Source organism: Allostreptomyces psammosilenae (genome assembly GCF_013407765.1).
Classification (GTDB): domain Bacteria; phylum Actinomycetota; class Actinomycetes; order Streptomycetales; family Streptomycetaceae; genus Allostreptomyces; species Allostreptomyces psammosilenae.
In genome coordinates, this window is record NZ_JACBZD010000001.1 from 910,839 (window position 1) to 936,842 (window position 26,004).

At 74.6% G+C, this 26,004-nt stretch carries 23 protein-coding genes; 13 read left to right on the plus strand and 10 right to left on the minus strand.

Annotated features, from left to right (window positions below):
• Window positions 1-64 precede the first annotated feature (64 nt).
• The 6 genes from FHU37_RS03625 to FHU37_RS03650 all read right to left on the minus strand — a co-directional run bounded on the left by FHU37_RS03625 (window position 65) and on the right by FHU37_RS03650 (window position 7,081).
• On the minus strand, window positions 65-1,132 hold the full coding sequence (locus tag FHU37_RS03625) for an ATP-binding cassette domain-containing protein (protein WP_179812773.1): 1,068 nt from the start codon (window positions 1,130-1,132) through the stop codon (window positions 65-67).
• On the minus strand, window positions 1,129-2,115 hold the full coding sequence (locus FHU37_RS03630; RefSeq protein WP_179812774.1) for an ABC transporter ATP-binding protein: 987 nt from the start codon (window positions 2,113-2,115) through the stop codon (window positions 1,129-1,131). The genes FHU37_RS03625 and FHU37_RS03630 overlap by 4 nt, the downstream gene beginning before the upstream one ends.
• Window positions 2,116-2,118: 3 nt before the next feature.
• Entirely contained in the window at window positions 2,119-3,159 is a 1,041-nt protein-coding gene (locus tag FHU37_RS03635; protein WP_179812775.1) for an ABC transporter permease, read from the minus strand.
• A 16-nt stretch (window positions 3,160-3,175) separates the two neighbouring features.
• The gene (locus FHU37_RS03640; protein WP_179812776.1) at window positions 3,176-4,153 is read right to left on the minus strand and encodes an ABC transporter permease; all 978 of its coding nucleotides are present in this window, start codon (window positions 4,151-4,153) and stop codon (window positions 3,176-3,178) included.
• A gap of 198 nt (window positions 4,154-4,351) precedes the next feature.
• Window positions 4,352-6,022, minus strand: a complete 1,671-nt coding sequence (locus tag FHU37_RS03645; protein WP_179812777.1) for an ABC transporter substrate-binding protein — start codon at window positions 6,020-6,022, stop codon at window positions 4,352-4,354.
• A gap of 72 nt (window positions 6,023-6,094) precedes the next feature.
• Window positions 6,095-7,081, minus strand: coding sequence for a LacI family DNA-binding transcriptional regulator (locus FHU37_RS03650; RefSeq protein ID WP_179815997.1), 987 nt, complete (start codon window positions 7,079-7,081; stop codon window positions 6,095-6,097).
• 316 nt (window positions 7,082-7,397) lie between these two features.
• Between FHU37_RS03650 and FHU37_RS03655 the strand changes: the two genes are divergently transcribed.
• Window positions 7,398-8,813: a phytoene desaturase family protein gene (locus FHU37_RS03655; RefSeq protein ID WP_179812778.1), complete on the plus strand. Its 1,416-nt coding sequence runs from the start codon at window positions 7,398-7,400 to the stop codon at window positions 8,811-8,813.
• Window positions 8,814-8,871: 58 nt separating this feature from the next.
• Here the strand turns inward: FHU37_RS03655 and FHU37_RS03660 are convergent, their stop codons facing one another.
• Window positions 8,872-9,360, minus strand: a complete 489-nt coding sequence (locus tag FHU37_RS03660) for a YflT domain-containing protein (RefSeq protein ID WP_179812779.1) — start codon at window positions 9,358-9,360, stop codon at window positions 8,872-8,874.
• Between the two features lie 198 nt (window positions 9,361-9,558).
• Here FHU37_RS03660 and FHU37_RS03665 point away from each other — a divergent pair, with 198 nt between their 5' ends.
• The 9 genes from FHU37_RS03665 (at window position 9,559) to FHU37_RS03705 (ending at window position 20,440) form a co-directional block, all read left to right on the plus strand.
• The gene (locus FHU37_RS03665) at window positions 9,559-10,086 is read left to right on the plus strand and encodes a hypothetical protein (RefSeq protein ID WP_179812780.1); all 528 of its coding nucleotides are present in this window, start codon (window positions 9,559-9,561) and stop codon (window positions 10,084-10,086) included.
• Between the two features lie 29 nt (window positions 10,087-10,115).
• Window positions 10,116-11,537, plus strand: coding sequence for a hypothetical protein (locus FHU37_RS03670; RefSeq protein ID WP_179812781.1), 1,422 nt, complete (start codon window positions 10,116-10,118; stop codon window positions 11,535-11,537).
• Entirely contained in the window at window positions 11,534-12,322 is a 789-nt protein-coding gene (locus FHU37_RS03675; RefSeq protein ID WP_218903925.1) for an alpha/beta fold hydrolase, read from the plus strand. The genes FHU37_RS03670 and FHU37_RS03675 overlap by 4 nt, the downstream gene beginning before the upstream one ends.
• Before the next feature lie 113 nt (window positions 12,323-12,435).
• The gene (locus FHU37_RS03680; protein ID WP_179812782.1) at window positions 12,436-15,423 is read left to right on the plus strand and encodes a SpoIIE family protein phosphatase; all 2,988 of its coding nucleotides are present in this window, start codon (window positions 12,436-12,438) and stop codon (window positions 15,421-15,423) included.
• Window positions 15,424-15,531: 108 nt separating this feature from the next.
• Window positions 15,532-16,119, plus strand: coding sequence for a hemerythrin domain-containing protein (locus FHU37_RS03685; RefSeq protein ID WP_179812783.1), 588 nt, complete (start codon window positions 15,532-15,534; stop codon window positions 16,117-16,119).
• Window positions 16,120-16,320: 201 nt separating this feature from the next.
• Window positions 16,321-17,367 (plus strand): iron-siderophore ABC transporter substrate-binding protein, encoded by a 1,047-nt coding sequence (locus FHU37_RS03690; protein WP_179812784.1) that lies wholly within the window; start codon window positions 16,321-16,323, stop codon window positions 17,365-17,367.
• A 21-nt stretch (window positions 17,368-17,388) separates the two neighbouring features.
• A complete protein-coding gene (locus FHU37_RS03695) occupies window positions 17,389-18,438 on the plus strand; it encodes a FecCD family ABC transporter permease (RefSeq protein WP_179812785.1) in 1,050 nt (349 codons plus the stop codon).
• A complete protein-coding gene (locus tag FHU37_RS03700) occupies window positions 18,435-19,610 on the plus strand; it encodes a FecCD family ABC transporter permease (protein ID WP_179812786.1) in 1,176 nt (391 codons plus the stop codon). Before FHU37_RS03695 ends, FHU37_RS03700 begins: the two co-directional genes overlap by 4 nt.
• The gene (locus FHU37_RS03705) at window positions 19,589-20,440 is read left to right on the plus strand and encodes an ABC transporter ATP-binding protein (RefSeq protein WP_179812787.1); all 852 of its coding nucleotides are present in this window, start codon (window positions 19,589-19,591) and stop codon (window positions 20,438-20,440) included. The genes FHU37_RS03700 and FHU37_RS03705 overlap by 22 nt, the downstream gene beginning before the upstream one ends.
• 49 nt (window positions 20,441-20,489) lie before the next feature.
• Here the strand turns inward: FHU37_RS03705 and FHU37_RS03710 are convergent, their stop codons facing one another.
• Window positions 20,490-21,275: a hypothetical protein gene (locus tag FHU37_RS03710; protein ID WP_179812788.1), complete on the minus strand. Its 786-nt coding sequence runs from the start codon at window positions 21,273-21,275 to the stop codon at window positions 20,490-20,492.
• 237 nt (window positions 21,276-21,512) lie between these two features.
• On the opposite strand from FHU37_RS03710, the gene FHU37_RS03715 reads away from it, so the two are divergent.
• The 3 genes from FHU37_RS03715 to FHU37_RS03725 all read left to right on the plus strand — a co-directional run bounded on the left by FHU37_RS03715 (window position 21,513) and on the right by FHU37_RS03725 (window position 24,232).
• The gene (locus tag FHU37_RS03715) at window positions 21,513-22,484 is read left to right on the plus strand and encodes a GlxA family transcriptional regulator (protein ID WP_179812789.1); all 972 of its coding nucleotides are present in this window, start codon (window positions 21,513-21,515) and stop codon (window positions 22,482-22,484) included.
• A 7-nt stretch (window positions 22,485-22,491) separates the two neighbouring features.
• Window positions 22,492-23,100, plus strand: coding sequence for a DJ-1/PfpI family protein (locus FHU37_RS03720; RefSeq protein ID WP_179812790.1), 609 nt, complete (start codon window positions 22,492-22,494; stop codon window positions 23,098-23,100).
• 181 nt (window positions 23,101-23,281) lie between these two features.
• Window positions 23,282-24,232: a zinc-binding dehydrogenase gene (locus FHU37_RS03725; protein ID WP_179812791.1), complete on the plus strand. Its 951-nt coding sequence runs from the start codon at window positions 23,282-23,284 to the stop codon at window positions 24,230-24,232.
• 24 nt (window positions 24,233-24,256) lie between these two features.
• Here the strand turns inward: FHU37_RS03725 and FHU37_RS03730 are convergent, their stop codons facing one another.
• Window positions 24,257-25,516, minus strand: coding sequence for an epoxide hydrolase family protein (locus FHU37_RS03730; RefSeq protein ID WP_179812792.1), 1,260 nt, complete (start codon window positions 25,514-25,516; stop codon window positions 24,257-24,259).
• A 31-nt stretch (window positions 25,517-25,547) separates the two neighbouring features.
• Complete coding sequence (locus tag FHU37_RS03735; RefSeq protein ID WP_179812793.1) at window positions 25,548-25,991, minus strand: MarR family winged helix-turn-helix transcriptional regulator; 444 nt, start codon at window positions 25,989-25,991, stop codon at window positions 25,548-25,550.
• Between the last annotated feature and the right edge of the window lie 13 nt (window positions 25,992-26,004).

Sequence of the window (26,004 nt, forward strand, 5' to 3'; positions counted from 1 at the left end):
TTCTCGAGGCCGCGTGGTGGCTGGGCCACGTGGTCGGTGGGCCACGCGGTCGGGTGCCGCGTGGTCAGTCGGCCACGGCGTCGGGGCCGGCACTGAGGGCATGGGGGGCCGTGGGCACGGCCGGGGCGTACAGGTGGCAGCGCACCCAGTGCGGCTGGCCGTCGTCCTCGCCGACCAGGTGCCGCACCGGCTCGGTGCGGCTGCACGGCCGGCCGGGGTCCCCCTGGTAGGGGCAGCTGGTGGCGGAGAGCACGGCGGCGCGCAGCCGGGCGCGTTCGACCGGGTCGTAGCCGCCGGCCCGTTCCGGGTCGGGCACGGCGGACAGCAGCAGCCGGGTGTAGGGGTGCGCGGGCCGCGCCATCAGGGCGAGCGAGTCGCCGCCCTCGACCAGCTCGCCGGCGAACATCACCATCGTGGTGTCGGCCACGTACCGGGCCGAGGCCAGGTCGTGGGTGATGTACAGCATGGAGATGCCGCGCTCGTCGCGCAGCCGGCGCATCAGGTTCAGGATGCCGATCCGCACCGAAACGTCCAGCATGGAGGTCGGCTCGTCGGCCAGGATGACCTGCGGATCCACCGCCAGCGCGCGGGCGATGGCGACCCGCTGCCGCTGCCCGCCGGACAGCTCGTGCGGGTAGGACTGGAGCATCTCCTCGGCCAGGCCCACGGTGCTCATCAGCTCGCCGAGCCGGTGCCGCAGTCGCTCCCGGCCGTGGGCGCGGTCGTGCACCAGCAGGGCGCGGGTGAGGAAGTGCTCGACCCGGTGCACCGGGTTGAGCGAGCCGAACGGGTCCTGGAAGACCATCTGCACCCGGCCGCGGTAGGCGTGCCAGTCCCGCCGGCGCCGGCCATGCGTCACGTCCTCGCCGTCCAGCAGGATCCGGCCGGCGGTGGGCCGCTCCAGCCGGATCAGGCAGCGGGCGATGGTGGACTTGCCGCTGCCGGACTCGCCGACCAGCGCCACGATCCGGCCGCGCGGGATGTCCAGGTCGACGGAGTTGAGCGCGCGCACCCGGCGGCGGGAGAGGAGCCCGCCCACGGGGAAGTCCTTGGTCAGCCCGCGCACGCTGAGCAGGGGTTGGTCGGCCCGGTCGCCGGGGCGGGTGGCGCTCGCGGCCGTGGTCGGGCTCATCGCGCTGCTCCTTCGGAGGCGGGGACCCGGGCGACCCAGCGCCCGGGGGCGACCTCGCGCAGGTCCGGGATGTTGGTCGAGCAGTTGGAGCGGTCCTCGGGGCAGCGGGCGTGGAAGCCGCAGCCGACCACCACCCCGTCCACGACGCGGTCGGCGTCGGCGAGCCCGGTGAGCTCCACCCGCGGCCCGGTGAGCGGCGGGAAGGCGTTCATCAGCGACTCGGTGTAGGGGTGCAACGGCTCGGCGAAGATCTCCTTCGCGCCGGCCAGCTCGACCAGGCGCCCGCCGTACATCACGCCCATCCGGTCCGACAGCTCGACCATCAGCGACATGTCGTGGGTGATGAAGAGGATGGAGAAGCCGAGTTGGCCCTGCAGGTCGCGGATCTGCGCCATGATCTCCTGCTGCACCACCACGTCCAGCGCGGTGGTCGGCTCGTCCATGATCAGCAGTGACGGCCGCAGCGCCACGGCCATCGCGATGACGACGCGCTGGCGCATGCCCCCGGACAGCTGGTGCGGGTAGGCCCGCAGCCGGTCCGGGGCGATGCCGACCAGCCGCAGCAACTCGGCGGCGCGCTCCCGGGCCGCCCGCTTCGGCGTCCGCTCGTGGGTGGTGAAGATGTCGACGATCTGCTCGCCGATGGTCAGCACCGGGTTGAGCGAGTTCATCGCGGACTGGAACACCATGGCGACCTCCCGCCAGCGGAAGGCGCGCAGCTCCCGGTCGGACATGGCGAGCACGTCCCGGCCGCGGAACCGGACGCCGCCGGCGGAGATGACGGCCGGCGGCTTCAGCAGCCGCATGACCGCGTTCGCGACGGTGGACTTGCCGCAGCCGGACTCGCCGGCCAACCCGAACACCTCGCCGGCGCCGATGGTGAACGACACGCCGTCCGCGCCGACCACCGAGCGGGCGCCGCCGCGGTACTCCACGCGCAGGTCGCGGACCTCCAGCACGGGCTGTGGGGTTTCCTCGGCCACGGATCAGCCCTCCCGCTCGGTGGTGTGCGCGGGCGCCACGGGGGTCGCCCCGACGGCCGCGGCGCGGCGCCCGGCGCGGCCGCCGCGCAGCCGGGGGTTGGTGATCTCGTCGACCGCGTAGTTGACCATCGCCAGCGCGAAGGCGACCAGCGCGATGCACAGCCCCGAGGGAACGAACGCCCACCAGGAGCCGGTCATCAGGGCGCCGTCGTTGCTCGCCCAGTACAGGTTGGTGCCCCAGCTGACCACGCTGGCGTCACCCAGCCCGAGGAACTCCAGGCCGGCCTGCGCGCCGATGCCGAAGATCACGCAGCCGAGGAAGGTGGTCATCACCACCGACGCCATGTTGGGCAGGATCTCCCGGAACATGATCCGGGCGGGACGCTCCCCGGTCACCACGGCGGCGGCCACGAAGTCCTTGCCGCGGATGGACAGCGCCTGCGCCCGCAGGACCCGCGCCGAGCCGGCCCAGCCGGTGATCACCAGCACGGCGATCACCGTCCCGGTGCCGGCGGGCAGGAAGGCGGCCAGGATGACCAGCAGCGGCAGGCCGGGCAGCAGCAGGAAGACGTTCACCACCAGGGAGAGCAGGTCGTCCACCACCCTGCCGAAGTAGGCCGCGGCCATGCCCACCACGATGGCCAGCGCGGTGGCCGCGATGCCCACGGTGAAGCCGACCAGCAGCGAGCTGCGCGCGCCCCACAGCGTCAGGCCGAGCACGTCCTGCCCCTTGGCCGTGGTGCCCAGCGGGTGCTCCGCGGACGGCGGCTGCGCCGCCAGGCCGGTGATCAGCGCCGGGTCGGCGGGGGAGAGGACGGGGGCGAGCAGGGCGACGGCCGCGAACAGCACCAGCACCACCCCGCCGAACAGTGCCTTGCGGCTGGACAGCAGGGCGCGCAGCAGCCCGGGCCGGGCGCGTCGCGCGGCCGGTCCGGCGGTCGGCGCGGCGCCGGGGGCGCCCCGCGCCGGCCGGCCGGGCGCCGGGGGCGTCCCGGACGCGGTGGAGCCGGCGCCGGGCTCCGCGCCGGAGTCGATGACGGGCATGCGTGTCTCCTCCCGCTCAGCGGGCCCGCACGCGCGGGTCGAGGCGGACGTAGATGATGTCGACGACGAAGTTGGCCACCAGCACGGCCGCCGTGATGGTCAGGAAGATCCCCTGCATCAGCGGGTAGTCCAGGCCCTGGACGGCGTCGAGCAGCTGGTAGCCGACGCCGGGATAGGCGAAGACCACCTCGGTCAGCAGCGCGCCGCCGACCACGAACCCCAGCGCCATGCCGAAGTTGGTGACCGAGGGCAGCAGGGCGTTGCGGGCGGCGTAGCGGAACATGATCCGGCCCGGCCGCAACCCCTTGGCCTCCGCCATGGTGATGTAGTCCTCCGCCACCGTGGCGATCATGGTGTTGCGCATGCCGAGCATCCAGCCGCCGATGGTGACCAGGACGATCGTCAGCGCGGGCAGCACCAGATGGGAGGCGACGTTGGACAGGAACGGCCAGGAGAACTCCGGGGTGAGCCCGACGTCGAAGGCGTGCCGCAGCGGGAACCAGCCGAGCGTCACACCGAACAGGTACAGCGCCCCCATGGCCAGCCAGAAGTAGGGGAAGGAGCCGACGAACACCAGCAGCGGCGGGAGCGCGGAGTCCAGCGGTCCGCCCCGGCGCCACGCGGCGAGCACGCCCAGCAGGTTGCCGACGACCACGGCGATCAGCAGCGCGGTGGCGCCGAGCAGCAGCGTCCAGCCGATCTGGGACCCGATCACCTCCGAGACGGGCGTCGGGAAGCGCGAGATGGAGGTGCCCATCTCGCCGGTGAAGACGTTGCCGACGTAGGACAGGTACTGCTCCCACAGCGGCCGGTCGTCCAGCCCGAAGAGCCGGCGGAGCTCGTCCATCTGCTCCGGGCGCATCTGGTCCTGCGCCTGCGAGAACATGCGGGAGACCGGGTCGCCCGGCATGAAGCGGGGCAGCAGGAAGTTCAGGGTGATGGAGGTCCAGAAGGCGATCAGGTAGAAGCCCAGATTTCGCAGGATGAAGCGCACTGGGTCCCTCTTTCGTTGCGGTGGGGCGGCGCCGCCACCGTCCCGGCGGCACACGGCGCGGGGCGCCGGCGCCGGGGCGGAGCGTCCGCGGGGCGAGAGGGGAGGGGTGACGGGGGTGACGGCGGCCCGGCCCCGCCGGGGGAGGACCCGCCGCGCTCGGGCGGGACGGGCGCCGGGCCGCCGAAGTCTCCGGGACCGTCAGCCGGTGACGGGCGTGAGGCTGGTCAGCACCAGCACCGTGGTGGAGGCGCGGGCCGAGAGCGTGGCGTAGGGGTTCTCCGCGGTCGGCCAGCCGGTGAACCGCACGTCGGTGTAGGCGCCCCACTCCGGGCCGGGGAAGAGCGGCACCACCGGGGCGTGCTCGGCGAACAGCGCCTGGAGGTCGTTCACCACCGCCCGCTGCTCCGCCTCGTCGGAGGTGGCGGCGAACTGGGCGAGCAGCCGGTCCGCCTCCTCGGTGCCGTAGCGGTGGTAGTTCTCCAGGGCCCGTTCGCCGACCGGCTTGACCCGCTCGGTTCCCATGGAGTCCCGGTAGAACTCGTACGGCGTCGGGCCGTTGCCGCTCCAGACGATGCCGGTGTCGAAGGTGCCGTTCTCGTAGTCGGCGGAGACCGCCGGCCAGTCCGGGGAGTCGACGTTCGCGGTCACCCCGATCTCGGCGAGGTTCTGGGAGATGATGTTGGCGACGGACAGCCAGTCGGAGGAGGACGAGCCCACCGAGATGTCGAAGGCGAACGGCTCGCCGTTCGGCATGGTGCGCGTCCCGTCCGGCCCCATGGGGTAGCCGGCCTCGTCGAGCGCCTTCCCGGCGGCCTCGGCGTCGAAGGTGGTCCAGTCGCAGGAGTCCACCAGGGACTGGTCGCGCCACAGCTCGTAGCCGCCGGACAGACCGGTGCAGTCGGCGGGCTCGGTGTACCCGTTCATGCCGACCTCCACGATGGTCTCGCGGTCGATCGCCTGGCTGAGCGCCTTGCGCACCGCGGGGTCGTCGAACGGCGCCTTCGTGGTGTTCATGTGCCAGTTGATCATCGCGCCGGTGGGCGGGAACCAGTAGTGGCGGTGCTCGGGGTCGTGGGCGACGTAGCTCTCCTGGATGTTCGGGATGAACTGCGGGGCCCAGTCCACCTCGCCGTTGGTGGCGGCCAGGTTGGCTCCGGTGTTGCCGGCGAAGGCGAGCATGCGGATGCCCGCGATCCGCTGCTTCTCCGGCTGCCAGTAGTTCGGGTTCGGCATGAGCTCGAACGACTGGCTCTGGAAGTTGGCGACCTCGGTGTACGGGCCGGTGCCGACCGGCTCCGGGTTGGTGTCCTTGGCCGGGTCGGCGACGTCCTCCCAGACGTGCCGGGGGATGATGACCTGCTTGCCCAGCTCGAAGAGGGCGGGCGAGAAGGGCCGGTTGAGGGTGAAGGTGACGGTGCGCTCGTCGGTGGCCTCGACCGACTCCAGGTACTCGTACCCGCCGAGCAGCTCCTTCTGCAGCGGGAAGGTGAAGGCGACGTCCTCCGCGGTGAACGGCTCGCCGTCGGACCAGCGGACGCCGGAGCGCAGGGTGAAGGTGACGCTCAGCCCGTCCTCGGCGGTCGTCCACTCGGTGGCCAGCCACGGCGTGGTGCTGCCGTCGGCCGGGTTGTACACGAACATCGGCTCGTAGATCGCCTGCTGCGTCATCGGGGCGACGTTCGGGGAGAACGGGTTGAAGTTCCGCGTGAAGGTCCCCATGTCCTCACGCGGGATGGTCAGCAGCTGGTCGCCGGAGGCGTCCGCGGCGCCGCTGGACGCGGCGCCGCTGCAACCGGTCAGCAGCAGCGCCACGGCGAGCGGTACCGCCGCGGCGACTCTGCGTCGCCGGCCGAACAGGGAGGGTGCCATAATGGTGTCCTCTCATCAACGCTGATGATGGAGATCGGAAGGTGAGAGATTCCTCGACGGCCTGATTCGCGGTCAGACCGACGAGCGTTCGATCAGCGGGCAGTCGATCGTCACCGGCGTGGTGCCGAGCGGCTGTCCCGCTGTGAGAGCGGCGAGCATGTCGACCCCCTTGATGCCCATGGCCTCGAAGGGGAGCGCGACCGTGGTCAGACCCGGCCGCAGGTAGGCGGAGATCAGCTCCTGGTTGTCGAAGCCGATGACGGCGACGTCCTCGGGGATGGTGAGCCCCCGTTCCTTGATGGCGTCGTAGGCGCCCATCGCCATCCGATCATTGGCGCAGAACAGCGCGGTCGGTCGCTCCGCGCGGTCCAGCAGTTCGCAGGCCGCCGCGTAGCCGCCGTCGGCGGTGGCGTGGCCGCACAGCACGAGGTCCTCGGCGACCGGGACGCCGGCCTCCCGCAGGGCCCGCTCGTACCCCGCCCGGCGGCCGACGGCGGCCGGGATCCGCGGGTCCAGGTTGATCAGCCCGATCCGCTCGTGGCCGGCGTCGAGCAGCCGCCGGGTCGCCCGGTACCCGCCCATCACCTCGTCCGGCACCACCGAGGGCATGACCCCGTCGGCGTCGAAGCAGTGCACCAGGACGGTCGGCACCTCCCGCGCGGCCGGCGGCAGGGTGACCGGGCGGTGCCAGGTGGTGGCGTACAGCACGCCCTCGACCCGCTGCTGGAGCAGCTTGTCCAGCGCGGCGGCCTCCATCGCCGGGTCGCCCTCGGTGGCGGCGATCAGCAGGAACTTGCGGTCGGCCCAGGCCCGGTCCTGGGCGCCCTTGATCACGTCGACCGCGAACGGCGCCGTGGCGATCTCGCTGATCAGCCCGTAGCAGTCGCTCCGCTTCGCGGCCAGGGCGCGGGCGCCGGCGTTGGGGCGGTAGCCCAGCGACTCGATCGAGGCCCAGATGCGCCGGCGGGTCTCCTCGGAGATGTTGGCGTCGGCGCGGTCGTTGAGAACGAACGAGACCGTGGTCCGGGAGACGCCGGCATGGCGGGCGACGTCGCTCATGGTCACGCGAGGCGCCCTGTTGGTGGCCACTTTCCATCCTCCGAGACGGCCGGGATACCCGGAAACGAACGGTTACGCGCTTTAGTAACGCGCGTTACCTTCAGGTGTCCTCAACGTATGCGCGTGATCCAGGCCACGTCAATACCCGGTCGGATCACGACCACGACACGGGCCGCCGCCGGCGCCCGGCCCCCGCGGGGGCGCCGCGGGGCCGCCGCGGTAGCGTGGCGCGCGCCGTGGACGCGGCGGTCGGGCGCAGCGAAGGGGGACCAGTGGACGCCGAGGGCTTCTCCGCCACCGGGGAGGTGGGCCGCCGATGACCGACGCGGTCGTGGTCGGGGCCGGCCCCAACGGGCTGGCCGGCGCCGTCGCCCTGGCCCGGGCGGGCCTCGCGGTGACCGTCCTGGAGGCCGCCGACGAGATCGGCGGCGGCACCCGCAGCGGCGAGCTCACCCTGCCCGGGCTGCTGCACGACCACTGCTCGGCGGTCCACCCCATGGGCGCCGCCTCGCCGTTCCTGCGCTCCCTCGGGCTGGAGCGGCACGGCGTGACCTGGCTGTGGCCCGAGGTGGAACTGGCGCACCCGCTGGACGACGGCCGGGCCGGCGTGATGCTGCGCTCCGTCGCGGAGACCGCCGCCCGGCTCGGCGCCGACGGACCGGCCTGGCGCCGCCTGTTCGCCCCGCTGGCCACGGGGTTCGACGCCCTGGTGGAGGACCTGCTGCGGCCGGTGACGCACCTGCCGGCGCACCCGGTCCACCTCGCCCGGTTCGGCCCGCGCGCCCTCCAGCCGGCCACCGCCGTCGCCCGCCGCTGGACCGGGCCGGCGGCCCGCGCCCTGTTCGCCGGGACCGCGGCGCACGCCTTCCACCCGCTGACCAGCCCCACCACGGCGGCCATGGGGCTGATGTTCGTGGCGGCCGGGCACAGCCACGGCTGGCCGGTCGCCCGCGGCGGCTCCCGCACCATCACCGACGCCCTGGCCGCCTGCCTGACGGAGCTCGGCGGCACGATCGAGACGGGCGTCCGGGTCACCTCGCTGGACCAGCTCCCACCGGCGCGGACCGTCCTGCTGGACGTCGCCCCGGCCGCCGCGGCCGACATCTGCGGGGACCGCATGCCCGCGCGGGTGCGCCGCGCCTACCGGAGCTGGCGGCACGGCCCCGGCGCGTTCAAGCTCGACCTCGCCGTGGAGGGCGGCGTGCCGTGGACCAACGAGGACTGCCGCCGGGCGGGCACCGTGCACCTCGGCGGCCCCCTGGAGGAGGTGGTGCACACCGAGCGGGAGATCAACCGGGGGCGGATGCCGGAGCGGCCGTTCGTGCTGCTCTCCCAGCAGTACCTCGCCGACCCGGGGCGCTCCCGCGGCGACCTCCACCCGGTCTACGCCTACGCGCACGTCCCGCACGGCTACACCGGCGACGCCACCGAGGCCATCCTGAACCAGGTGGAGCGCTTCGCCCCCGGCTTCCGGGAGCGGATCGTCGCCACGGCGGTCCGCAGCACCACCGAGATGGCCGCGCACAACCCGAACTACCTCGGCGGCGACATCCTGACCGGGGCCAACACCCCGCTCCAGCTCGCGCTGCGGCCCCGGGTGGCGCTCGACCCCTACCGCACCGGCGTCCCCGGGGTCTACCTGTGCTCGGCCGCCACCCCGCCCGGCGCCGGGGTGCACGGCATGTGCGGCTACAACGCCGCCCGCTCGGCCCTGCGCGACCTTCGCCGCTGACCGCCGAGGTCGCCCGCCCCGCTCGCCCGCCCCGCCTTCCGGGAGGCCGGCCGGCGGGCTACCCGGCGCCGGTCAGACCGGCGCGCTGGAGCACGCCCCGGGCCTCCTCGGCCCGGCCGCCGCGCGCGATGACGTCGTAGCGGGCGGCGGCCAGCGACTGCACGGAGGAGAAGTCCCGCCGGCCGCCGGTCGCGGCGTGGCCGACGAAACCGAACACCGCGCCCCACAGCGCGCCGATCAGCACACCGCCGAGGACCAGCCCCAGCCAGGCGGCGCCGGTGGTGAACAGCCCCACCAGCAGGCCGATGAACAGCCCGAACCAGGCGCCGCCGCCGGCGCCCACGGCGGCCGCCCGGCCCTTGGTGAGCCGGCCGGTGACCCGCTCCACCAGGCGCAGGTCGGAACCGATGATGTCCAGGTGCTCCACCGGGAACCGCTCGTCGGCGAGCCGGTCGACCGCGGTCTGCGCCTCCTCGTAGGAGCCGTAGCTGGCCACGGTGTTCCAGGCGTCGCTGATCGGGTTCGGTGGGGTGGGGTCGATCTGCATCGCGCCTCGCCTCCGCTCGCTCCGGTCGGGCTCTCGTGCCGTGTTCGTCGCCGCGCGTCTGCCCGCGGGGACGCCCGCCAATCCGACCCGCCCGCCGCTCCGACGGCGGAGGCCGCCCGTCGTGACTCGCCCGGCGGACGCATCAGCCTCCCCATCGGGGGAAGCCGGGCAGGGAGTCGACACCGGAAGGAAGCCGCCATGGTTCGGAAGAAGATGGAAGGCGACGAGGAACAGCGCCGCCAGGCGGCGCGCGGCGCCCGGGCCACCGGACACGCGCCCAGCGAGGCCGGCACCACCACGGGCGCCTCCAAGCAGCGGCACCACCTGCGCGGCGACGAGGCCGCCAGCCACGAGGAACGGCTGCGGGCCCGGGAGCGCGGCAAGCAGCACGCCCAGACGCGTCCGACACCCCCGCCCGGCCCGGCCGCCCAGGAACCCCGGAGGACCACCGGGGTGCCGACCGGCCCCGGGGACCTGGCCGGCCGCGGCTCGCAGCCGGAGATGCCGCCGGAGCACCAGCGGGTGTTCCAGGCCGTGGCCGAGGCAGAGTCGGCCGGCGGCGGCGCCGTCCACCTCGACGAGGTGGCGCGCACCGCCGACATGCCGAAGGAGCGCACCAGGGAGGTGCTCGGCGACCTGCTCACGCGCTACCGCGTCGTGCAGGAGCTCGCCCGCGCCGACGAGCCGGACCTCGGCGCGCGGTACCAGATCGCCCAGCGTGCCTGACCGACTACACCGACCTCGGGGAGCTCCGCTTGCGACACCATCCGCGCACCGCCCGACTGCTGTGCGACTTCGATTCCTCGGCCGCGGCGGTGCGGGTGACCAGCCGCGCCCTGCGGGACCGCCCGGCCGGCGCGCTCGGCCTGGCGCCCGGTTCCGCCGCGCTCGCCGGCCTCGCCTCGCGGCTGCCCGCCCCGGTCCGGCGCGGCGCCTTCGTCGGCACGGCCTCCCTGCAGGCCTCGCCGCCCTCCCGGGTGAGCGGGCTGCGCGGGGAGGACCTCGCCGCCTGGACGGCCGACCGCTACGGCCCGGGCCCGTATCCGGCCGCGTTCGTGGGCTCGGTCAGCGGCGCCGCCGTCCACCTGGCCGCGGCGCTGCGCGCCCCGGTGCTGCCGCAGACGTTCCTGGTGCCGGTGCGCGCCCGGGTGGACCCGGACCGGCCGGACGTGGCGCTGCGGGCCGGCCGGGCGCTGGGCGAGCACCTGGTCGAGGCCAACCCGGAACTGGCGCTGTGCCACATGCACGATCCCAACCAGGACCGGGCGATGCTGGTGCGCTTCCTGTACTACCGCTTCAAGCGGTTGCGGCTGGGCCGGACGCTCACCCGCTTCCTGGAGCAGCGGCTGGCCCCGGGCGCGACGATCTTCGTCGTCGACTGCACCCTGACCTGGCCGACGACCCGCCTCGGCGACCGGCAGCGGTTCCAGTTCGGGGCGCTCGGCGGGATGTCCCCGCAGGAGTACGCGGCGGGGGGCGACCCCGTGGCGCGGTACCTCGCCGCCCAGGGCTCGCCGCTGCGCCGGTGGCCGGCGCCGCCGACCGACGAGCGGTACCCGGAGGCCGAGTGGGGCTACGACGACACGCTCACCGCGGACGTCGCCGCGCTGGCCGCCCGGCGAGGCTTCCGCGTCCGCCGGATCCGGGTGGCCGAGCCCGAGCACCTCAGCCCCCTGGTCGCCGATCTGCACCGCTGGTGGTACGCGCGCCGCGGGCTGCCCGCGGACCGGCTGCTGGTGGAGACCTACAACCAGTGGGAGCCGTACTGGGCGGCGCGCCTGGGCGCCGTGCCGTTCTGGCTGCAGTTCACCACCCGCCCGTCCTACCGCACGCTCACCCGCTACCTGTGCCGGGCCGAGCAGTACGACCGCGTCGACGTGAACCTGTTCTCCAACGGGGTGCGCTCGATCGGCCTGGTGCCGGCGGCGCGCTGGCGCGGGCTGGCCGACCGGTGCGCCCGCCTGGCCGGCGGCACCATCGGCGTGGACGAGCGGACCTTCCCCGAGGACATCGGCAGCACGCTGCGGTACGGGCCCGCCCTGGCCGCCCAGCCGCGGCACCTGCCGCCGCCGTCCCCGCTCACGCTGGCGGAGCTGGACGAGTTCCTCGACCAGGCGGGCGACGGCGAACCGGCCCGGATGGCCCGCTTCGAGCCCGTGCGTCCGGATTCCGGGTGAACGGCCCGAACCCGCCCGGCCCCGCCGAGGTCACCACCAGCCACCACGACGGCGTGCTCGGCCGGATGCGCGCCCGCAGCGTGGGCCGGCGGCGCCCGGCGACCCCGGAGGTCGTCCTCGTCCAGGGCATGGGCGTGGCCGACTACCTGATGCCGGGTCTGCTGGCCCTCGGGCGGTGGACCCGCGCCACGCTCGTCGAGCTGCCCGGGTTCGGCGGCAGCGGGGATCCCCCGCACGAGCTGTCCGTGCCGGAGTTCGGCCGCTGCGTGGCCGACTGGCTGACCGCCCAGCGCCTCGGGCCGGTGCTGCTCGCCGGGCACTCCAGCGGCACCCAGGTCGCCGCCCGGGTCGCGATCGGCCGGACGGACGTCGCCGCCGTGGTGCTGGCCAGCCCGACCGTGGACCCGGCGGCCCGGGGGCCGCTGCGCCTGCTGGCGCGGTGGCTGTGGGACGGCCGCCGGGAGCCGCCCGGGCTGACCCGGGTGCACCGTGCCGAGTGGCGTCGGGCGGGCCCCCGTCGGCTGGTGCACACGGCGCGCGCCCACCTCGACGACGCGCTGGAGGAGGCCGTGGCGCGGCTGCGGGTGCCGGTGCTCGTCATCCACGGCCGGGACGACGTGATCGGCACGGCGCGCTGGGCCCGGCGGCTCGCCGGCCTGGCACCGGACGGCGAGTGCGTCGAGGTGCCCGGGGCGCACACCTTTCCCTGGCTCGATCCGGAGGCGTGGTCCGAGCCGGTGCGCCGGCTGTCGGTCCGCGTCGGAGGGGGTGCCCGGGATGGCTGAACGGTCCGCGGGGAGATGTTGGCATATGTGTCACATGTTCGTTTCGTCCTATACTGACGGTCACAGGCCGCGGCTCCGTGGGAGTCGACCCCAAGGGACAGGACGTGGCCGCGATGACTGACTCGTGGAGCCTGACCGAAGAGCTGGCGCGCGCCCGGACCCGCCTCGCCGGCGGTGGCGCCGAGCCGTCCGACGCCGAGGTCCGCGCGGAGATCCTCGCCTCCTGGCAGCGCTCCCGGCAGCTCGGGATCAGCCAGGAGGGGGTGGCGCTCCCCGTCGAGGGCGACCTGGATCCGGACGCCCGGCTGATCCGGGCGGCGGCACCCGTCCTGGAGCAGCTGTGCGGCCACTTCGCCGGCATGCCGGTCACCGTGGTGCTGGCCGACGCCCAGGCCCGCATCGTGGACCGGCGCGGTGACCCGGCGGCGCTGGAGATGATGGACGCCGCCTCGCTGGTGCCCGGGGCGAGCTGCGACGAGCGGTTCATGGGCACCAGCAGCGTCTCCATGGTGCTGAGCACCCGCGCGCCCTTCGTGGTGATCGGCGAGGAGCACTTCCTGCACAGCCTCCAGGCGCTGACCTGCATGGCCTCCCCGGTGCGGGATCCCGTCGGCGGCACCGTCCAGGGCGCGGTCAACCTCTCCATCCCCCGCGAACAGGCCGAGCCCCGGATGGCGGTCGTCCTCGGCGAGGCCACCCAGCGGATCGGCCAGCGCCTGCTGGAGCTGAGCACGGAACGGGAACGCGCCCTCACCCACGCCTTCCTGCGCGCCCGCGCCCGGGGGGAGCACGCCGTGCTCGACCTCACCTCCGGGCGGCTCACCGAGGCAGGGGAGGCGGCCCCCCGCCTGGCGCCGTCGGAGCGGATGGCGCTGCTGGAGAGCGCCACCGAGCTGATCTCCGCGGAGCACGCCACCTTCCACGAGGTGCCGCTCTCCGGCGGACGGCTGGCGGTGCTCCGCCGCCGCCCGCTGCACCACGGGGACGCCGAGGGCGCCGCCGTGGAGGTGAGCTTCCGGGACCGCAGCGGGGGCGGCGGCACCACACTCGCCGCCTCGGACGCGCAGGCGCCGCCGGCTCGGCAGCCCCAGATGGCGACGGCCCCGGACGGCGCCGTCGTGCCCCTGCTGGCGCCCCCGCCCCCCGCGGGCCCGGCAGCCCGCGCGGAGTCGGCCGCACCACCCGCGGAGCCGGCCGCACCGCCGACGGAGCCCGCGGAGCCGCCCTCCGGAATCCGGGCGCGGCCCGCGGCGGGGCAGCCGCCGCCGGCCCAGCCCGCCGGCGGCCCCGAGGAGTGGCTGCTGATGGTGGGGGAGCCGCGCGTCGGCCGCTACGCCGTGGCGGCCCGGCAGCGGCTGTCCCTGCTCAACGAGGCCGGCGTGCGCATCGGCACCACCCTGGACATGCGGCGCACCGTCGAGGAACTGGCCGAGGTGGCCGTCCCGCGGCTGGCCGACGTGATGGTGGTCGACCTGCTGGAGCAGGTGTACCGGGGCGAGGAACCGCCGCGGGCACCGGTCGGCGCCGGGGCGCCGCTGCGGCGGGTGGCGGCCAGGGCGGCGCGGGGCCCGGAGGCGCCGCGGGTCGACGGCATCGGCACGCAGGTCCGGTACCTCGCCGGAACCCCGCAGGCACGCTGCCTGACCGGCGGCACGCCGGTGATGGAGACGGTGCCGACCGCCGCCCGGGCCGCGCCGACCGTGGGGACGGCACACCCGGTCGACCTGCTCGGCGAGGGGGTCCACTCCTACCTGGCCGCGCCGCTCACCGCCCGGGGCGCGGTCCTGGGCGTCGCCGGGTTCTACCGCCTGGGCCGGGCACGCCCCTACGAGCAGGACGACCTCGCCCTGGCCGGGGAACTGGCCGCCCGGGCCGGCGTGTGCGTGGACAACGCCCGGCGGTTCACCCGGGAGCGGGACGCCTCGGTCACGCTCCAGCGCAGCCTGCTGCCGCACGAGACCCCACGGCTGCCCGCGGTGGACGTCGCCCACCGCTACCTCCCGGCCGGCGCCCAGGACGGCGTGGGCGGCGACTGGTTCGACGTGATCCCGCTGTCCGGCATGCGCGTGGCGCTGGTGGTCGGGGACGTCGCCGGCCACGGCCTGCAGGCGGCGGCCACCATGGGCCGGCTGCGCACCGCCGTGCGCACCCTGGCCGACCTCGACCTGCCGCCGGAGGAGGTCCTGGCCCACCTCGACGACCTGGTGAGCCGGTCCCCCGGCGGCCCGGCGGACGCCGAGGACCCGGCGACCGGCGCGACCTGCCTGTACGCCGTCTACGACCCGGTGTCGCGGCGCTGCACCGCCTCGCGCGCCGGCCACCCGCCGCCGGCGCTGGTCGGCCCGGACGGGCGGGTGCGGCTGCTGGAGCTGCCCACCGGCCCCCCGCTGGGCCTCGGCGGACTGTGCCCCTACGAGTCGGGCGAGACCGTCCTCCCCGAGGGCAGCGTGCTCGCCCTCTACACCGACGGCCTGCTCAAGAGCGGGCCCGACCGCCTGGACGTGGAGCAGGGCGTCCACCTGCTGCTGCAGCGGCTGGCGGACCGCGCCGATCCCTCGCTGGAGGCGGCCTGCGAGGCGCTGATCGGCACGCTGCCGCCCACGGGGCCGCGCGACGACGTCGCCGTGCTGCTGGCCCGCACCCACGCCATGCCCTCCGACAAGGTGGCGCAGTGGGAGTTCCCGTCGGAGCCCTCGATGGTGGGGCGGGCCCGCACGCTCGTCGCCCGGCAGCTCACCGAGTGGGAGCTGACCGACCTGGAGTACAGCACCGAGCTGGTGGTCAGCGAGCTGGTCACCAACGCCGTCCGCTACGGCGGCGGCGGGCCGATCTCGCTGCGCCTGCTCCGCGACGAGGGCCTGATCTGCGAGGTCTCCGACCGCAGCAACACCTCGCCGCGAATCCGCCGGGCGGCGGTGACCGAGGAGGGCGGCCGCGGCCTGTTCCTGGTCGCCCAGTTCAGCCGCAGCTGGGGCGCGCGCTACATGCGGGAGGGCAAGACCGTGTGGGCGGAGCAGCCGCTGTGCGGCGGCCAGCCGGTGCCGACGGCGGACGAGCGGGCCCTGCTGGCCATGTTCGACGACCTCGCCGCGACCGCCTGAGCGACGCCGAACCGGCCCGCGACGGGTTCCCGGTGTTTGCCTCGCGCGAGCAGGGTCATCGGCTCCAGGGAGAGAAGGTGACTTCCCGACACGACGGAGGGCCGTGCCATGAGCACCGCCAGGACGGAACGCGAGGAGGCCGCGCGGCTTCCCGAGGACGACGTGATCGGCATCCTGCTCGCCCAGCATGCCCGCATCCGCGACCTGTTCACCGACGTCAAGAGCGCGGAGGGCGAGCACAAGCAGCAGGCGTTCGACGAGCTGAGGGCCCTGCTCGCGGTGCACGAGACGGCGGAGGAGATGGTGCTGCGTCCGGTCGCGAAGAAGGCGGCCGGGGAGGCGGAGGTCGACGCCCGCAACCACGAGGAGGAGGAGGCCAACAAGGTCCTCGCGCAACTGGAGGATATGGACGTCAGCAGCCCGGAGTTCGACGCCCTGCTGGTCGACTTCGAGCGGTCCGTCATCGACCACGCCGAGCAGGAGGAGCGCGAGGAGTTCCCCGCCGTGCTCCAGGAGTGCGACGAGGCGCAGCGCGGCAAGATGGGCGCGCGGCTGCGCACGGTGGAGCGGATCGCCCCCACCCACCCGCACCCCACCGCGGCCGGATCCCCCGCCGCCCAGTGGACCGTGGGCCCGTTCGCGTCCCTGGTCGACCGCACCAAGGACGCCCTGAAGCGGTCCTCGCCCGGCGGCTGACCACCCTCCCGCACGCCGACCCGGCCCCCGGGGCACCCCGGTGCCCCGGGGGCCGCCGCGTTCCCGGGCGCTCGCGGAGCCGGAGACAGGTGGCTGGGGAGCCGGGTGGGTGGCAGGGGGTGGGGGTGGGGGGTGGTGCCGAACGGGTGCGATATGGTCAGCTTAGGCTTACCTATGCACTGAGAAACCCGAGGAACACCCATGTCGTCCCCCGCCATACGCCCGCGTCGTCACTCCGTCACCTTCGCCGCGGCCGCCGCCGCGATCGCGCTCGTCCTGAGCGGCTGCGCCGCCGAGGAGGAGCCGGCGGCGGAGCCTTCCGCGGCGGCCGGTGACGGTGCGTTCCCGGTCACCATCGACAGCGCGCTCGGCGAGGCCGTGATCGAGGAGCAGCCCGAACGCGTCGTCACGCTGGGGCAGGGCTCGGCGGAGACCGCCATCGCGCTCGGCCACACGCCCGTGGGCATCGAGAGCTACCCGTGGGGCAGCGACGAGACCGGCTACCTGCCGTGGATCCACGAGGCGGTCACCGCGGCCGGCGACGAGCTGCCGACGCAGTTCGAGGGGGCCGAGAACATCGACTACGACACGATCATCGAGCTCGAACCCGACGTGATCCTCGCCCCGTGGTCCGGGATCACCCAGGAGCAGTTCGACGTCCTGTCCGACATCGCGCCCACCGTCGCGTACCCGGACCTGGCGTGGAGCACCAACTGGGACGAGCAGATCGAGATCATCGCCAAGGCGCTCGGCCAGCCCGACCAGGCCGAGGTGCTGATCTCCGAGATCGAGGACCAGCTCGCCGAGGCCGCCGCCTCCCGCCCGGAGTACGAGGGCCTCACCTTCTCCTACATCTACAACACCGGCCCCGGCACCCTCGGGGTGTTCCTGCCGGAGGAGCAGCGGGTGGAGATGGTCTCCTCCCTCGGCCTCACCGTCGACCCGGTGGTGAGCACCTTCGAGGAGGTCGAGGGCACGGACTCCGCGCTGATCGGCCTGGAGAACGCCGACAAGCTGGCCGACAGCGACCTGATCTTCACGTTCTACATGGACGACGCCGCCCGCGCGGAGATCGAGGCCCAGCCGCTGTACGCCGCGATCCCCGCCGTCCAGCGCGGCTCCCTGGTGACCAGCAACGACACCCCGTTCGTCACCGCCTCCTCGATCATCAACCCGCTGACCGTCCCGTGGGTCATCGACCGCTACCTGCCGCTGATCGACGAGGCCGTCGCCAAGGTCGGCGACTGACGGACACGGCGGCGCCCCCAAGTGACCACCAGTGACACGCACGCCCGCCCGGGCGGTGCCGGCGCCACGCGCCCCGGCACCGCCCGGCGGGTGTTGTCCTCCCTGATCGCCGGGCTGCTCGTGCTGGCGCTCGCGCTCGCCGCGAGCGTCATGTTCGGCAGCAAGGCCACCTCGCTCGGCGAGGTGCTGGACGTGCTGTCCGGCACGGCCGACCCCTACACCGCGACCGTGGTCGAGAGCCGCTACCCCAGGACGGCGCTCGGCGTGCTCGCGGGGCTCTGCCTCGCCGTCGCGGGGACCCTGATGCAGGGCATCGCCCGCAACCCGCTCGCCGACCCCGGACTGCTGGGGATCAACGCGGGCGCCGCCGCCGCCATCGTCACGGCCTCGGCCTTCCTCGGGGTGTCCGGCGGGGCGGGCACCGTGCTGTGGGCGCTGCTCGGGTCCCTGCTCGCCGGAGTCGTGGTGTACACCATCGGCACGGCCGGCTCCGGCTCGGACGCCGGCGTGGTACGGCTGGTGCTCGCCGGCGCGGTGGTCTCCGCCGTGCTGATGGCGTACATCCAGGCGGTCACGCTCAACCTGCCGGACGCCTTCGACAGCTACCGCTACTGGGTGGTCGGGGCGCTCGGCGGCCGGGACTTCGACGTCCTGACCTCGGTCCTGCCGTTCGCCGCCGCCGGCCTGCTGCTCGCGCTGCTGCTGGCCCCCGGCCTCAACACCCTCGCCCTCGGCGAGGAGTCGGCCACGTCGCTGGGCGCCAACCCGGTCGTGCTCCGGCTGGGCGGGCTGGTCGCGGCGACGCTGCTGAGCGCCGCGGCGACGGCGGCGGTCGGCCCGATCGCCTTCGTCGGCCTGGCCGTCCCGCACGTCGTGCGGGCCTTCGTCGGCGTCGACTTCCGCGCCCAGATCGCCTTCTCGGCCATCGCCGGCCCCGCCCTGCTGCTCCTGGCGGACGTGGTCGGCCGGCTGGTGGTGCGTCCGCAGGAACTGATGGTGGGCGTGGTGACCGCGTTCATCGGAGCACCGGTGCTGCTGTACGCGGTGCGCCGGATGAGGGGGAGCGCATGACGGGGAACCAGACCACGGCCCGCCCCGCCGCCCCCGCCGGCGGCGGCGTCCCTGCGCGGGGCACGGCTCCCGGGAAGGACGCGGGCTCGGCGGCCGGCGCGGGCTCCGCGGCGGAGGCCGTCCGGCCGAGGAGCGCCGGGCGCGGTACGGGCGTGCTCACCCTCGGACGGGCGGTGGCGCTGCCGGTCCGCCGGGCGTCCGTGCTCGCCGCGCTGGCCACCACGCTGCTGCTGCTGGCGGCCGCGGTGGCCACCCTCTCCATGGGGCGGCTCGGCGTCCCCCTCGCCGAACTGCCGACCGCGCTGCTCGGCGGCGCGGAGGGCAAGGAGGAGTTCGTGATCGAGCGGCTGCGCGGCCCGCGGCTCGTCGTCGCCATCGGCACCGGCGCCGCGCTCGGCCTGTCCGGCACGCTCTTCCAGACGGTCACCCGCAACCCGCTGGGCAGCCCGGACGTGATCGGCCTGGCGGCCGGCGCCGGCGCGGGCGCCGCGGCGGCCGCGCTGTTCCTGCCCGGCGTGCTGCCGGTGCCGCTCGGCGCCCTGGCCGGCGCCGTGCTCGCCATGCTGCTGGTGTACGTCTCGACCGGGACCGGGTTCCGCAGCCCGGGCCGGCTGATCGTGGCCGGCATCGGCGTCGCCGCGATCGCGGCCGCGTTCACCCAGTACGTCGTCTACGTGGTGGAACGCGACGCGGCCACCGTGCTGACCGCCTACGTCAACGGCAGCCTGGAGGCCCGGGACTGGGACCACGCCGCCACGATCTGGCTGGTCCTGCTGCTGGTGGTCCCCGCCGCCGGGTTGATCGGCCGGCGCCTGGACATCATCGAGATGGGCGACGAACTCGCCAGCGGCCTCGGCGCCGAGCCCAGGAACACCCGGGTCGCCGCCGTCGTGCTGTCCGTCGTGCTCTCCGCGGCGGCCGTCAGCGTGGCCGGCCCCATCGCCTACATCGCGCTGACCGCTCCGCAGATCGCCCGGCGGCTGACCCGCGCGGCCGGCGCCCACCTGACGCTGTCGGCGCTGGTCGGCGCGCTGCTGCTGGTGCTGGCCGACCTGGCGGCGCAGCAGCTGCCCACCCCCAGGACCCTGCCGGTGGGCGTGTACACGATGGCGCTCGGGGGCGTGTACCTCGGCTACCTGCTCATCCGGGAATGGAGAAGGAAGACACTGTGAGCACCGAAGCAGGGCCGCGCGGGAAGGGACTCAGCGCGCGGGAGGTGACCATCTCCTACGGCGGCGACCCCGTGGTGCGGGATCTCGACCTCGACATCCCGCACGGCGAGCTCACGATCATCATCGGCCCGAACGGCTGCGGCAAGTCGACGCTGCTGAAGTCCCTCGCCCGGGTGGTGCGGCCGGACGGCGGACGGATCCTGCTGCACGGCCAGGACCTGCGCTCCTACCGGGGCAGGGAGGCCGCCCGGCAGGTCGCCCTGCTGCCGCAGAGCCCGGTCGCCCCGGACGGCATCACCGTGCGCGGGCTGGTCCAGCGCGGCCGCTACCCGCACCACTCGCTGCTGCGCCAGTGGTCTCCCGAGGACGACTCCGCCATCGCCTTCGCGCTGGAACGCACCGGCCTGACCGAGCTCGCCGAGGCGCAGGCCGGCGAGCTGTCCGGTGGCCAGCGCCAGCGGGCCTGGATCGCCATGGTGCTGGCGCAGCAGACCGAGGTGCTGCTGCTGGACGAGCCGACCACCTACCTGGACATCGCGCACCAGTACGACCTGCTGGAGCTCTGCGCGGAGCTGCACCGGGAGGGGCGCACCATCGTCGCGGTGCTCCACGACCTGAACCAGGCGGCCCGGTTCGCCTCCCACCTGGTGGTGATGCGCGCCGGGCGGGTGGTGGCCGAGGGGCCGCCGGCGGAGGTGATGACGCCGGAACTCGTCCTGGAGGTCTTCGGACTGGCCTGCGACGTCGTGCCCGACCCGCGGACCGGCACCCCGATGGTGGTGCCGCACGCCCGCACCCCGGTCGGCGGGCCGAGCCCGGTCGCCCTCTGACACCGCGGGCCCGGCCCGGACCGGCGGAGACAGCGCGCCGGGCCCGCGGTCACCGCCGCCGCTGTCGGCGCCGCCGGCGGCGGCCGGCGAAGGCGACGGTGACGTAGCCGAGCCGCAGCGCGACCGCCGAGGCGAAGGCCACCCGCGCCAGCGTGTTCGGCCCGCCGCCCTCCTGTTCCACCAGCTCCGTCGGCCGTGGATCCAGCCGGCCGCGCGGGTCGTAGGTCACCCGTATCCGGTCCCCGGGACCGCCCCAGGAAGCCCCGAGCGTCATCTCGTCCGGCCGCCCGGCCGCGCAGTCCAACCGGTGCACGTAGTACGTCGTGGTGCTGGTGGAGACGACGCGCCCCTGGCTGTCGTAGCTGTTGCTCGTCCTGACCTGCACCTCCACGTCCAGCACCTCGCAGGTGGTGGACTGGCCCCGGGAGCGCATCACGTCCCGCGCCACCGTCCCGGCCACCTCGTTGACCACCAGGGCCAGTAGGAGCCCGCTCACCGCGCCCACCAGGAACTGCGTGAAGAACCACCGCTCGCTCCGCAGGTAGAGCACGCAGGAGAAGAACCCGAGGGCGAAGCCGACGAAGAGCACCACGTTGCCCAGGAACTCGCTCGGCCAGCCGGGACCGTGGGCGTTCAGCCACGCTCCCCCGTACGCCAGGCCCACGGCGAGCAGCGGAACGCCCACGGCCACGGCCACGTCCAGCGCCAACCAGCGCCATCCGCGCCTGGAGTACTCCTCGGTGAGGCGGTCCGCCCACTCGACCACCGCTTCCAGGACCGCGCCGTACCACCGCTCCAGCCGATCGCCGAACCCCGCGAGAAGCCTCCGCGCCACCGATCCCCCCTCCCGGCGGCGGTGGCGCCGGGGACGCCTCCGGGCGACCGCCCCGCCCGCGCCTCCGCCCCGGACCGTCAGCCGCCGTCAGCCGACCCGTCCACCCACCCAGTCAACCTCCGAGGGGACGGCCCGGCCAGCCCCCGAGCGCCCGCCGTTCCGTGACCGCCCGTCATGGCACGATCTGTGGGCCGCGTGTCGTTGACGCCATCTCGCCGGACGCCGCACGGTGGAGGGGTGAACCAACGCCGCGTCGTCCTCGTGGTCTTCGACGGTTTCCAGTCCCTGGATCTCGTCGGCCCCCACGAGGTGTTCCAGCACGCCTCCTCGCTCGTGGGCGAGGGCGGCTACACCTGTGAGATCGTGGCGCGCCGCCCGGGGGCGGTCGGCGCCGACAGCGGACTGCCGGTGCACGCCCGGCACGGCGTGGACACCCTGGACCCCGGCGGCGTCGACACCCTGGTGGTCGCCGGCGGTGGCGGCGTCTACCAGGCCAGCCGGGAGCCGGAGCTGACCGGCTGGATCGCGGCGGCGGGAGCCGGCGCCCGGCGGGTCGCCTCGGTCTGCAGCGGGGCGTTCCTGCTGGCCGCGGCCGGGCTGCTGCGGGGACGCCGGGTCACCACGCACTGGGCCCGCGCCGAGCGGCTCGCCGAGGAGTACCCCGACCTCACCGTCGACCCCGATCCGATCTTCATCAGGGACGGGCGGGTGTGGTCGTCGGCCGGGGTGACCGCCGGCATGGACCTGGCCCTCGCGCTGGTGGCGGAGGACCTGGGGCACCAGGTCGCGCTGGACGTCGCCCGCCACCTGGTGCTCTTCCTGCGCCGTCCCGGGGGCCAGTCGCAGTTCAGCCAGGCGCTGTGGGCCGAGCAGCCCTCCACCGACCCGATCCGCGCCGTGGTGGCGGCCATCCACGCCGACCCCGGTGCCCGGCACGGCATCGAGGACCTCGCCGCGTGCGCCGGGCTCAGCCCCCGCCACCTGCAACGCCGGTTCACCGCCGAACTCGGCGTGCCGCCCGGCGCCTACCTCACCCGGGTGCGCCTGGAGGCGGCGCAACGCGCGCTGGCCGAGGGGGACGAGCCCGTCGACGTGGTCGCCCGCCGCTGCGGCCTCGGCAGCGCCGAGACCATGCGCCGGACGTTCCACCGCCACCTCGGCATCACGCCCTCCCAGTACCGGGACCGTTTCCACGCCGACAGGAAGTGACAGCGCCATGACGACCTACGGACTACTGATCTTCGACGAGGCGGAGGAACTCGACTTCGCCGGCCCCTGGGAGGTCCTCACCACCTCGGCCATCCTCCGCGGCGGCGCCGACACCGCCGTGCTGATCGCCGAACGGCCCGGTCCCGTCCGCTGCGCCAAGGGCATGCGGGTGCTGCCCGACCACACCCTGGACGACCACCCGCCGCTGGACGTGCTGCTGGTGCCCGGCGGCCGTGGAGCCCGCGAGGTGGAACCACACAAGCCGCGGACCACCGACTGGATCGCCAGGACCGCCGCCCAGGCCGAATGGGTGGTCGGCGTGTGCACCGGCGCGTTCCTGCTGCACGCCGCCGGGCCGGCGCGCGGCCGGTGCGTGGCCACCCACTGGGCCTACGAGGACGCCCTCCAGGCGCGCGGCGACGTCACCGTCGTGCGCGACGCCCGCTACGTGGTGGACGCGGACCTGCTCACCTGCCAGGGGGTCTCCGCCGGGATCGACGGCTCCCTGTGGCTCGTCGGCCGGCTCCACGGCCGGGACCACGCCCGCGCCGTCCGCCGCGAGATCCAGTACACCCCCGCACCCCCCTACCTCGCCGACGAACCCCTCCACCCCTGACCCCTGATCCACCCTCGAGGCCCCGACCCCTCCCGGGCGCGTGCGCCGACGAGCGTTTGATCCGTCGAAGATTGTCTACAACAAAACTATCCGCTATCGTCTCTTCTTGTTCAGGGGGCGCCGCGCGGGGAGTTCGCACCGTTCGGGGACGGCTCCCAGCGACCGTGAATGAGGAGGGGACATGTCCGTTCGGGCTCTCATCGTGGATCCGTCGGCGAGCGAGTCGGTGCGTCTGGCCGAGGTGCCGGAGCCGGTGGCCGGGGCCGGTCAGGTGCTGGTGGAGGTGCACCACGCCTCGCTGAACCACGGGGACCTCAACGACGCCCGGTCCGGACGCGTGCCGCCTGGGGCGGTGCTCGGTTCGGACGCCGCCGGGGTGGTGGTGCGCGCCGCGGAGGACGGCACCGGACCGGCCGTGGGCACCCGGGTGGTGGCGCTGACCTCCGGCGCCTTCGCCGAGCGCGCCGCGGTCGACGTCGGAGCGTTGGCCCCGGTTCCCGACCCGGTCGACCTGGCCGTGGCGGCCGCGTTGCCCGTGGCCGGCCTGGCCGCGCTGCGCTCCCTGCGCGCGGCCGGGCTGGCGGCGGGCAAGCGGGTACTGGTCACCGGGGCGTCCGGTGGCGTGGGCCGGTTCGCCGTGCAGCTGGCGGCGCACGCGGGAGCCCACGTGATCGCCTCCGTCGGCTCGGCGGCCCGCGGAGCGGGACTGGCCGAGGCGGGCGCCGACGAGGTCCTGATCGGCCTGGCGGGCCTCGACCGGCCGGTGGACATCGTGATCGACAACGTCGGCGGACCGCAGCTCGTCGAGGCGTGGGCCCTGCTCGCGCCGGGCGGCAGCGCGCAGAGCGTCGGCTGGACCTCCGGCCAGCCGGCCGTCTTCCCGCCGTACGCGACGATCGGGCCGGCCAAGTCGCTGACCTCGTTCGTCAACGAGGGGGAGTTCGGCCCCGACCTGGGCGTCCTCGTCCAGCGGGTCGCCGAGGGCACGCTCGCCGCCCAGATCGGCTGGCGCGGATCCTGGGAACGCGTGGCGGAGGCGGCCGGCGTGCTGCGCGGCCGGCGGGTGAACGGCAAGGCGGTCCTGGACATCGGGACCATCGGGACCATCGGGACCACCGGGACGCAGAGCTGACCGGGCACCCGCCGGCGAGTCGCGCTAGCGGCGGCCGCGGAACGTCCGCCGGAGGTCGTCGACCCACTCGTCGGGGATCTCCCAGGGGATGAAGTGGCCGCCGTGGTCGTGGGCGGTGAGGTTGACGTGGTTGTACCAGGCGCCGCGCTCGCTCTCGACGAAGTGCCGGACCCGCTGGTCGGTGCGGACGCCGGGCGGGTTCTCGTGGGCGACGAAGGTGATGCCGGTGGGTGCCTCGACGACCGGCCACCGGTCGTGCGACGGGGTCCACGGATGGCGGTTGTTGTTGGCGTAGGTGCGGATCGAGGTGCCGATCGTGTTGGTCGCCCAGTAGATCGTGGCGTGGGTGAGCAGGTCGTCCTTGGTGAACACCGACTCGATGTCGCCGCCGTTGTCGCTCCAGGTCACCCAGCGTTCGAGGATCCAGGCGAGCATCCCGGCCGGCGAGTCGGACAGCCCGTAGGCGAGCGTGCTGGGGCCGAGGACGTGCGCGGCGAGATGGACGGCGAAGCGTCTCTCCAGGGCGACGAGCCGGGCGTGGACGTCGGCGGGCAGGCCCTCCGGAATGGGCCGGCCGCCGCTGAGGTCCCAGGCCCGGTCGCCGTTGAACATGCTGAGCTTCTGGCCGGAGCCGATGTGGATGGCGTACAGCGCGTCGGCGTACTTGTGCCCGAGCTGGCCGGTGACTAGTGCGCCGACGTCGCAGCCGGCGGCGGCGTACCGGTCGTGGCCCAGGATCCGGGTCATGAGCGTGTGCCAGAGGTCGGCGACCTTCCAGAAGTTCATGTCCGGATGGTCCGGCAGCAGCGGCCCGGAGAAACCGAAACCGGGGAACGAGGGGACGATCACGTCGAATGCCTCGGCCGGGTCGCCGCCGTGCGCGCCCGGGTCGGCGAGCGGGTCGACCACCTTGGACCAGTGCCAGAACGTCCAGGGCCAACCGTGCGTGAGGATCAGCGGAACCGGGTCGGGACCGACCCCGGGCCTGCGCATGAAGTGCACCGGCACGCCCTCGACCTCGACCCGGTAGTGCTCGTAGGCGTTGATCCGCGCCTCGGCGGCGCGCCAGTCGAAACCGGTGCGCCAGTGGTCGACGAGCTCCCGCAGGTAGGCGCGGTTCACGCCGTAGCTCCAGCCGTCGTCGGCGGCGACGTCGGGCCAGCGGACCGACTCCAGACGCCGCCTCAGGTCGGCGAGCACCTCGTCCGGCACGTGGATCGGCGTCGGCTCCAGCGGGAACGGCCGGGGCCCGGTGCCGCGCGATGGGGTGGTGTGGTGGGTCATCGTCGTCTCCTCCGGTCGACGCCGCGCGTGGTCAGGGGGCGCCGCCGAGTTCGGCGATGCGGCGCAGGGCGGGGAGCGCGGCGGCGATCGCCGACCGTTCCTCGGCCGACAACCGCTCCAGGACCGGGGCGAGTCGGGCGGTCCGGTCGGCGCGTCGGGCGGCGACCACCTCGGCGCCGGCGGCGGTGATGTGCACCAGCACCGCACGGCCGTCCGTGGGGTCCGGGCGGCGCTCGACCAGCCCGTCCCGTTCCAGCCTGGTCACCATCTGCGTGACGGCGGACTGGGTGACCTGCTCGGTCGCCGTCAGTTCACCGAGCCGCACCGGACCGCGCCGCGCCAGCGTGTGCAGGACCGACAGCGTGGTGAAACTCAGCCGCTGGATGGACGGCAGCCGGATGAAGAAGCCGTTGAACTCCTCCACCGCGGCCACCATCTCGCCCACGTCCAGTTCGGGCGTCCGCTCCCCGGTCATGCGCCGAACATAT